This window comes from Pseudomonas sp. P5_A12, from assembly GCF_056400685.1.
The window spans coordinates 1-5,861 of record NZ_JBFUKU010000316.1 but is presented as its reverse complement, the minus strand read 5'-3'; the positions used below and the strand labels follow the sequence as shown (position 1 = coordinate 5,861).

The window sequence follows — 5,861 nt, the reverse complement described above, 5'->3', positions numbered from 1 at the left end:
ATGCAGGTCGGTCAGACTGGCAAAATCGTTGCGCCACAGCTGTACATCGCGGTCGGTATCTCCGGCGCGATCCAGCACCTGGCCGGCATGAAAGACTCCAAAGTGATCGTTGCGATCAACAAGGACGAAGAAGCGCCGATCTTCCAGGTGGCCGACTATGGCCTGGTAGCTGACCTGTTCGAAGCTATCCCTGAGTTCGAGAAGCTGGTCTAATCCAGCGGCCTGACTTATAAAGAGCCCGACCTTTTGGTCGGGCTTTTTTTTTGTTCCGGATTTGAGTGGGAGAGTGTTGCCATGGATTTGCGTCGCGTACGTGGCTGGCCATTGCTGCTGGGTTTGACAATGTTGCCGCTTCTATCCAATGCGGCGGGCAAGTGCGAGCGACTGGTCGTGACCGGCAGCCCGGACGCACCTCCGTACCTGTGGCAAGATCCGCAAAATCCTAAAAAACTGATCGGTGCCAGTGCTGATCTGTTGCAGCACGTGGCGGGGGAGTTGGGCATCAAGGTCGAACTGCTTTATGCCGGTAAACGTTCCCAGGCGCTGGACGAAGTGCGCAGCGGGCGCATGGACATTTTGGCCGATGCACCATTGACTGTCAGCGAACTGGAAACCCTGGATTACATTCATCCGCCGCTGCTGGAAAACGACTACCTGGTCTGGACCCGCAAGAATTCGCCATTGATTTACAACGAGCCTCAGGATCTTCACGGTCATCCCGGCGCGTTGTCGGAAAAGTCTCGAATGACCGCGGCATTCGGCACTTTTGCCGAGCAGCAATTGACCCTCATCCGTACGCCCAACCTGACCCAGGCCTTTCAGAAATTGCTCCTGGGTGAGGTGGAATTTGTCCTCGCTGGACGCTATTCAGGTATGGCAGTCGCGCAGACACTGAGCATGGCCAACGATCTGAGCGCCCACCCGCAACCGATCGACAAACCCGGTCTGTACCTCGCTGTTTCCCATAACTCCGCCTGCAACGATCCGTGGTTGCGCGGACAGCTGGCCAAAAAGATGACAGAATTGCCCGCCTCAGGACTGACGGACGCCGCGTTGCAACGCAATATCGAGCGTTGGAAAGCGCAGCAACAGCAACAGCAACAACCTGTCAGTACCCCAAAACAGTAGGGATTTTTAGTGAGTATTCGACCTCTTTTCGCTGCCCTGGCCGTTCTGGCTCTGGCGGGTTGTGCAGCCGATCCTGCGCCGAATGAACAGATTCGCCTGACCGAACAGGCACTCGTACAAGCCAAAGCCGTGGGCGCCACCGCCGACGACATGCCGGAAATGAAACTGGYCGAAGAAAAATTCGCTCGTGCCCAAAGCAACATGACCGATCAGTCCTACAAGCGTGCGCGCATGCGGGCCGAGCAGGCCGAACTGGACGCACGCCTGGCCGAGGCCAAGGTGCTGACCCTCAAGAGCGAGGAGCAATTGAACGTGCTCAATACCCGCATCACTCGTCTGCGCAAGCAACTGGGAGATGCCCAATGAGCCTCAAGTCGAAAGTGCTTGGCTGCTTGATCCTCGCCGGTTGCGCAAGCCTGTACGGCTGCGCCGGCCAACACAGTGAAGCCGCTTTGCAAGAAGCGGGCGCCGACTTCCAGAAGGTCAAGGAAGATTCCAATGTGCTGCGTATCGCGCCAAAAGACGTGATTCGAGCCGGTGAATCCCTGGCCCGCGCTGATCGTCTGTCCAGCTATTGGGGCAGCGGTTCGGACGTGTTGCATTACGCCTACCTGAGCCAGCGCTACAGCGAAATCGCCCGCGAACACACCAATCAGGTGCTCAACGARGAGCGTGCGGCAAAGCTCGAACTGGAGCGTCAGCGTCTGCAATTGGCGCTGCGCGAATCCAAATTGCTCAGCGTTCAGCAGCAGGGCAAGTGGCTCGAAGAACAGATTGTCGCGTTGGCGACCACCCAGACTGACCGGGGTCTGGTGATGACATTGGGCGATGTGCTATTCGATACGGGTGAAGCCGAGCTGAAGAACTCGGCGAACCGTGTGGTGCTGAAGATTGTTCAGTTCCTGCAGCTCAATCCGAAACGCGTGGTGCGGATCGAAGGCTACACCGACAGTACCGGCGGCAAACACGACAACCTCAAATTGTCGCGTGACCGTGCGCAATCGGTAGCTGACGTCTTGATGGACTTGGGCATCGACGACAAACGCATCCAGGTCGAAGGCTACGGCGATGAATACCCGGTGGACGTGAACGCTTCCGAGCGTGGTCGTGCGCAGAACCGTCGGGTGGAAATTGTGTTCTCCGACGAAAAAGGCCAGCTCGGCGCGACCCGTTAAGGACCGCGTCTCTGGAAAACCCGGCCTGCCAGACAGTGCCGGGTTTTTTTACGTCTGCCGATTGTCTTGGGCTCATGGCAAAAAGCAGTACAGATTTTGCTGACACTGCACTGTACGGTCGACTATTGTGGCAACTGTCCCCGTACACTTCTAAACTGTTCCGGTATTGTTTCGCACAAGAATAAAATGCCCGTGAAATCGAGTGCTGCGTCATGACCAATCTCTTGCTCTACCAACGTATTGCTCAACAACTGGCCGAAGACATCCGCCGTGGTGTCTATCAACCGGGAGAGCGCGTGCCCTCGGTGCGCAAGATGAGCTCACAGCTCAACGTCAGCCATGCGACGGTGTTACAGGCGTATGCCAATCTTGAAGACCAGGGGCTGATCCGGGCCAGGCCGCAATCGGGTTATTACGTTCACCAGACGCCAGCCCTGACCGCGCCGACGCCAGACATCGCCCGGGTCGAGCGTCCGGGTCTGGTCACGCGCAGCAGCATCATTCAACAAGTGTTGGTCGAATCCCGCCGCGAGGGTGTTTTTCCGCTGGGCGCCGCGGTGCCCAGCGTCGATTACCTGCCGGTGCGGGCGCTGCATCAGCAATTGGCCAAAGTCACCCGTTTCCATAGCCCCCGGGCGTTCAGCTATATGTTCAGCCCCGGTTTTGAGCCGTTGCGCCGGCAAGTGGCGATCCGCATGCGCGATGCCGGCGTGGTGGTTGACCCCTCCGAAGTGGTCATCACCCACGGCTGTGTCGATGCGTTGCAGATGTCCCTGCGTGTACTGACCCGGCCGGGCGACCTGATTGCCGCCGAATCGCCGACGTATTATGGCTTGCTGCAACTGGCAGACTTGCTCGGTCTCAAAGTGATCGAAATTCCGAGCGACCCCGCCACCGGCATGAGCCTCGAAGCCCTGCAACTGGCGGCCAACCAGTGGTCGATCAAGGCGCTGGTGCTGACCACGCGCCTGAGCAATCCGTTGGGCGGGACCATGCCCGAGGAGCGGCAGAAACAATTGCTGCGCCTGGCGTCGGACTTCGATATCCAGATTGTCGAAGACGATATTTACGGCGAACTGATGTTCGAGCAGGGGCGCACCAAATCACTCAAGGCCTACGATCGGCTGGATCGGGTCATCTATTGTTCAAGCTTTTCCAAAACCCTGTCGCCGGGTGTGCGGATTGGCTGGATGATTGCCGGCAAGTACCAGCAGGAAATCCAGCGCTTGCAGACATTCAGCACCCATTCGGCCTGCAGCGTCACGCAAATGGGTATTGCCGCCTATCTGGAAAACGGTGGTTACGACCGCCACTTACGCTACATCCGTCAGGAGTACCGCAAGAACCTCAGCGCCTTCCAACTGGCAGTTCAGCAATACTTCCCTGAAGGCACCCAGATGACCCGGCCGACCGGGGGCTTCATTTTGTGGGTCAGTTTGCCGGGACGGGTCAACACACAGGAATTGCACGTGCGGGCGTTGCAGCAGGGCATCAGTATTGCGCCGGGGCTTATCTTCAGTAACACCGAGCAGTTCAATCACTGCATTCGRCTGAATTGCGGCACACCCTGGAACCGTGAGGCCGAGCGTGCATTGATGACCCTGGGGATGCTGGCCACACAACTTTGCCAGGAGACGGCCGGCGGCTTCTGAGCCGGTCCTTCACGGCGGTGCTTGTCATGTGGCGTGCAACAGGGGAGCATATGGCTCTCTGCCGTTTTTTGCTGTCGGGTTCATGAAACCAATTTTTCCTGCCGTCTGCCTGTTTTTTTGTCTGTTGATGACCGTTCACGCTGAAGGTGTGATGGCGCAGACTGGTCAGGAAAAACCTGCGACCAGCGAAACTCCGGAAGAACCGGCGCCGGCCAAAAAGCCCGAGCCCGTCAAGGTGGTGAAAAAGCGTCCACCCATTGCCTCCAAGTCGAAAGCGGCCAGCGAAGTGGCGAAAACCGAACTCCCGCCCGCCAAGCTTGACTTGAGACTGCCCCCGCAAATGGCACAAGAACTGAAACCGGTCGGTACGGTGCCGTTGCCCAGCAATGATGCACTGCTGCCCCCCATGTTTGGCGACAAGACCAGCAGCGGCCCGTTTCAGCTCAACGGTCGGCTGCTCAATAATGAAATGCAGTTGCAGCTGCGCAATGAAGAGCGCCACGAAGTCGAAGGCGCGGCGCTGGATTTCGAGTTCAAGCGGTAAATCAATCCTGTCCGTGACCTGCTGGCCAGACACTTTGTCGGAGACTGGTCAGTCACGTAGATTCGAACGAAAAAACCCCGGTTCAGGTAATTTTAAACAAGTGTTTTAGCGGTTACTCTGTGCCCCGTCCTTTTACACATCACACCTCGCGAGGAACTCGTCGTCATGAAATGCCGTGAAGGCTGTGGCGCCTGTTGCATAGCGCCTTCCATCAGCTCGTCGATTCCAGGTATGCCGAACGGCAAAGCCGCTGGCGAACGTTGCGCACAACTTTCGGTCGATAACCTGTGTCTCATTTTTGGCAGTCCGCAACGCCCGGCGGTGTGTTCGGCTTTTGAGGCTGATGTGGAAGTGTRCGGAAGCAGCAGTGACGAAGCGATCAAATTGCTGGGATGGTGGGAGCAAATGACCGCGGCGTGATGTGTTCAAGCAACGGAACTTCAACAATAAGGAATAAAACCATGGGTTCGCTGCATCGTATCGCTGTGTTGTGTGGATTGACTGCGGTGCTCGCCGCTACGACCGCCCAGGCTGAAGACTGGAAGGTCGCCAAGAACGAAGACGGGATCAAGATCTCCCTGAGCGAAGTGCCTGGCTCGGACTACAAGTCCTATCAGGGCGTAACGTTGATGAAAACCACCGTTGCCAAACTGCGCGCATTGCAGGAAGACGTGGCCGGCGCCTGTGCCTGGATTCACGAGTGCAAAATGCAGAAACTGCTCAAGCACGAAGGCGATCAGAGCTGGACCTACACCCAGTTCAATACCCCGTGGCCCGTCACCCCGCGTGATTCGGTGTTGCACATCACCACCGTTCAAGGCGCCGATGGCAGCCTGACCCGCAAGCTCGAAGGCGTACCGAACTACATGCCGGAAGAAAAAGGTTTTGTGCGGGTCTCCAAAGTCGACGGTTTCTGGAAGTTCGTGCCCAAGGGTGACCAGGTCGAAGTGACCTATCAGGTGCACACTGAGCCAGGCGGCAGCGTGCCTTCGATGATTGCCAACAAGTTCGTGGTCGATGCGCCATTCAATACGTTGAAAGCCCTGAAAGAACGCGCCGAGAAATAATCGCACCGTTGTTCTGCAAAACGCCCCGACTGGTTCGGGGCGTTTGCGTTTTTATTCGGGCGCGGCTTTATTGTGTTTCTGGATATGCGTTGCACAAAATTTTCACAAAGCCTCCAAGACAATCCGCCCCGCATCCGTCGGCCAAACAGTAATCAATGGCAATGAGGCGGGTGATCGTGCAACATTTGCGCACCGCGCAAGCCCCGGGGCCAGGTATTGGCCAATAGAGGGCAGGGCGCCGCTGTATTTTTTGAAACTTCAACTTCCAATGGGTCCTAAAACGACATGGCAATCC

At 57.2% G+C, this 5,861-nt stretch carries 8 protein-coding genes; all 8 read left to right on the top strand.

The features are described from left to right. Positions 1-213, top strand: a 213-nt coding sequence (locus AC1DSG_RS26520; RefSeq protein ID WP_033050051.1) for an FAD-binding protein, incomplete at its 5' end; no start/stop codon positions are given. A gap of 81 nt (positions 214-294) precedes the next feature. Beyond that, complete coding sequence (locus AC1DSG_RS26515) at positions 295-1,128, top strand: substrate-binding periplasmic protein (RefSeq protein ID WP_477793537.1); 834 nt, start codon at positions 295-297, stop codon at positions 1,126-1,128. Between the two features lie 9 nt (positions 1,129-1,137). Further along, entirely contained in the window at positions 1,138-1,494 is a 357-nt protein-coding gene (locus tag AC1DSG_RS26510; protein WP_477793536.1) for a DUF4398 domain-containing protein, read from the top strand. After that, on the top strand, positions 1,491-2,303 hold the full coding sequence (locus AC1DSG_RS26505; protein ID WP_477793535.1) for an OmpA family protein: 813 nt from the start codon (positions 1,491-1,493) through the stop codon (positions 2,301-2,303). Before AC1DSG_RS26510 ends, AC1DSG_RS26505 begins: the two co-directional genes overlap by 4 nt. Positions 2,304-2,515: 212 nt before the next feature. After that, on the top strand, positions 2,516-3,955 hold the full coding sequence (locus AC1DSG_RS26500; protein ID WP_123432724.1) for an aminotransferase-like domain-containing protein: 1,440 nt from the start codon (positions 2,516-2,518) through the stop codon (positions 3,953-3,955). Positions 3,956-4,037: 82 nt separating this feature from the next. After that, the gene (locus AC1DSG_RS26495; protein WP_477793534.1) at positions 4,038-4,499 is read left to right on the top strand and encodes a translation initiation factor 2; all 462 of its coding nucleotides are present in this window, start codon (positions 4,038-4,040) and stop codon (positions 4,497-4,499) included. Positions 4,500-4,664: 165 nt separating this feature from the next. Then, complete coding sequence (locus AC1DSG_RS26490; protein ID WP_477793533.1) at positions 4,665-4,919, top strand: YkgJ family cysteine cluster protein; 255 nt, start codon at positions 4,665-4,667, stop codon at positions 4,917-4,919. Positions 4,920-4,960: 41 nt separating this feature from the next. Then, complete coding sequence (locus AC1DSG_RS26485) at positions 4,961-5,566, top strand: START domain-containing protein (protein WP_477793532.1); 606 nt, start codon at positions 4,961-4,963, stop codon at positions 5,564-5,566. Positions 5,567-5,861 lie beyond the last annotated feature (295 nt).

Coding starts and splice junctions, on each gene's coding strand:
- AC1DSG_RS26495 (WP_477793534.1), top strand. CDS start 4,038: ATGAAACCAATTTTTCCTGCCGTCTGCCTGTTTTTTTGTCTGTTGATG.
- AC1DSG_RS26515 (WP_477793537.1), top strand. CDS start 295: ATGGATTTGCGTCGCGTACGTGGCTGGCCATTGCTGCTGGGTTTGACA.
- AC1DSG_RS26485 (WP_477793532.1), top strand. CDS start 4,961: ATGGGTTCGCTGCATCGTATCGCTGTGTTGTGTGGATTGACTGCGGTG.